Origin of the sequence: Neisseria sp. P0008.S010 (assembly GCF_051962715.1) — a bacterium.
GTDB classification, from domain to species: Bacteria; Pseudomonadota; Gammaproteobacteria; order Burkholderiales; family Neisseriaceae; genus Neisseria; species Neisseria elongata.
Window position 1 is genome coordinate 1 of the sequence record NZ_JBQCVA010000095.1, and the last position, 1,951, is coordinate 1,951.

3 protein-coding genes are annotated in these 1,951 nt (G+C 58.6%); all 3 read left to right on the plus strand.

Features of this window, described 5'->3' with window-relative positions; translation table 11 throughout:
- The first annotated feature begins 159 nt into the window (after positions 1–159).
- The 3 genes from ACTHSL_RS12460 to dtd all read left to right on the plus strand — a co-directional run bounded on the left by ACTHSL_RS12460 (position 160) and on the right by dtd (position 1,946).
- Positions 160–651 carry a cyclic pyranopterin monophosphate synthase MoaC gene (locus ACTHSL_RS12460; protein WP_440381639.1) on the plus strand — a complete coding sequence of 164 codons (492 nt, stop codon included), beginning with the start codon at positions 160–162 and terminating at the stop codon, positions 649–651.
- Entirely contained in the window at positions 651–1,403 is a 753-nt protein-coding gene (locus tag ACTHSL_RS12465; protein WP_440381640.1) for a HesA/MoeB/ThiF family protein, read from the plus strand. Before ACTHSL_RS12460 ends, ACTHSL_RS12465 begins: the two co-directional genes overlap by 1 nt.
- A gap of 81 nt (positions 1,404–1,484) precedes the next feature.
- On the plus strand, positions 1,485–1,946 hold the full coding sequence (gene dtd, locus ACTHSL_RS12470; RefSeq protein WP_440381641.1) for a D-aminoacyl-tRNA deacylase: 462 nt from the start codon (positions 1,485–1,487) through the stop codon (positions 1,944–1,946).
- The last annotated feature ends 5 nt before the right edge of the window (positions 1,947–1,951 follow it).

Consider the following 1,951-nt stretch of genomic DNA (forward strand, 5'->3'; position numbering starts at 1 on the left):
CAGGCCGTCTGAAAAGCATTTTTCAGACGGCCTCTTTACTTCCGACACCACCTGTTGCCGATATTTTGCGCTACAATCTCCAACTGCCGGCGGCTGTCTTTTCAGACGGCCTGATTAAAGAAACGGCCATTCCAATAAATTTACATTCCGGGAACTTTTATGTTCAACCCATTCTACTCCTACGAAGATGCCGGTGAAGCAGCCGGCAACACCCTTCCAGACACCCCAACCGCCATTGCCTGCGGCGACATCAACCTCAACCCGCAAACGTTTGCCGCGCTAGACGACGAACCGTTGCGGAAAAGCGAAATCCTAGCCACCGCCCGCATGTCCGCCATACACGGCTGCAAACAAGCCGGCCTGCTGCTGCCGATGCATCTGCCCGCGCGGCTGACCGATGTCAAAGTACAGTTCGACTTCGATGCCGCGCTCAGCCGCATCGGCGTAACGGTCAGCGTTTCCGCGAACGATGCCGACAGCCTCGAAATAGAGGCATTGTCGGGTGTGAATGCCGCCCTGCTGTCGATTTACAGCGCATTGCGGCATCACGACAAAACCATGATTCTGACCCAAGTCCACCTGCTCGAACAGCATGACGGAAAAAACAGCCCGTTTATTTTCGCCAACGAATACGAGAACCTGAGCCTGTAATGGACGACCGCGACCTCTTACGCTACAGCCGCCACATCCTGCTCGACGAAATCGGTATCGAAGGGCAGGAAAAACTTTTATCGTCCGCCGCATTGGTCATCGGCTGCGGCGGCCTGGGGGCGGCCGCCCTGCCGTTTTTGGCTGCGGCGGGCGTGGGCCGTCTGATTTTGGCCGACCACGACGAAGTCGATGAAACCAATCTGCAACGGCAAACCGCCTTCAATGAAAGTGACATCGGCCGCAACAAGGCCGAAACCTTGTCAGGCCGTCTGAAAAGCATCAACAGCCGCTGCGAAACCGTTGCCCTGCCGCATTATTTGGACGGAGACGAACTGGCGGAGCAAGTCCGCCGCGCAGATGTCGTGCTCGATTGCAGCGACAATTTCGCCACCCGCCAAGCCCTCAACCGCGCCTGCGTGGCGGTGGCCAAACCCTTGGTTTCCGGCGCGGCAGCCCGCTTCGACGGCCAGCTGGCCGTCTACCGGCCGGACCTCTCCGATTCCCCCTGCTACGCCTGTTTATTTGACGACGGGCAGGCCGACGACGGGGCATGCGCCCTGTTCGGCGTATTCTCGCCGCTGGTCGGCGTCATCGGCAGCATGCAGGCCGCCGAAGCCTTGAAAATCCTGCTCGGTACCGAGCCTCAGGAATACGGCCGGTTGCACGTTTATAATGCCCTGAGCGGCCGTTGGCAGTCTTTTACTTTGACAAAAAACCGGCAATGCCGCGTTTGCGGCCCGAAGGCCGTCTGAAAACGCCCGCCCCAACCCTCAATCCGAAACCGTCCGTCCGCCGAAATACCTTTTCAGACGGCCCGAACCGAAAGCCCGAATATGCGCGCCGTGATTCAAAAAGTTACCCATGCCGAAGTAGATGTTTTAAACGGAAACACCCGTGAAACCGCCGGACGGATTTCAGACGGCATCACGGTGCTGCTGGGCGTCGGCACGGAAGACACCAACGCCGATGCCCGCTACATCGCCGACAAAATCGCTACATTGCGGATTTTTGAAGACGGCGACGGCAAATTGAACCGCTCGCTGCAAGACACCGGCGGCGCGGTGCTGCTGGTTTCGCAATTCACACTCTACGCCGATGCCCGCAACGGCCGCCGCCCTTCTTTTTCCGCCGCCGCACGCCCCGAACAGGCCGAACGCCTTTATCAGGCCGTGGCGGATTTTCTGCGCGGACACGGCCTGACGGTGGAAACCGGCCGTTTTCAAACCCATATGCAGATTACGCTGTGCAACGACGGCCCGGTTACCCTGCTGCTCGACTCCAACAAACTGTTTTAACGAAG